The organism is Streptomyces sp. AC550_RSS872 (assembly GCF_019049285.1).
Lineage (GTDB): Bacteria > Actinomycetota > Actinomycetes > Streptomycetales > Streptomycetaceae > Streptomyces.
Genome location: NZ_JAGMUL010000187.1, coordinates 1 through 427 on the forward strand (window position 1 = coordinate 1; position 427 = coordinate 427).

At 66.3% G+C, this 427-nt stretch carries 1 protein-coding gene; it reads right to left on the reverse strand.

Annotated elements, in window-relative coordinates; all coding sequences use genetic code 11:
• Positions 1-427, reverse strand: a 427-nt coding sequence (locus KUM44_RS39860; RefSeq protein ID WP_217214658.1) for an IS5 family transposase, incomplete at both ends; no start/stop codon positions are given.

Sequence of the window (427 nt, forward strand, 5' to 3'; positions counted from 1 at the left end):
CTTCTTGAGGCGTCTCCAGCAGATGAGGCGGCAGGCGAGGGAGACGAAGGCGTCGTGGAGTTCGGTGCGGCGTTCCCATCGGACGGCGAGTCGTTTGAAGTGGTGGAGCAGGGCGAAGGTCTGCTCGACGACGTAACGGAGCTTGTCCATACCCTGGATGTTCGGGGCGCCCTTGCGGGAGATGACAGGCAGGATCCGCCGCTTGCGCAGTTCGCGGCGGTTGGGGTTGGAGTCGTAGCCCTTGTCTCCGAGCAGGGCCTCTGGACGCCTGCGAGGACGGCCGGAGCGGTCGGCGACGGGTGGGATGCCGTCGACGAGGGCGAGGGTCTGGGTGACGTCGTTGACGTTGGCTGCGGTGGTGATGACCTTGAGCGGAGTTGCGCGTCCGTCGCAGATCAGGTGGTGTTTGCTGCCCGTCTTGCGCCGG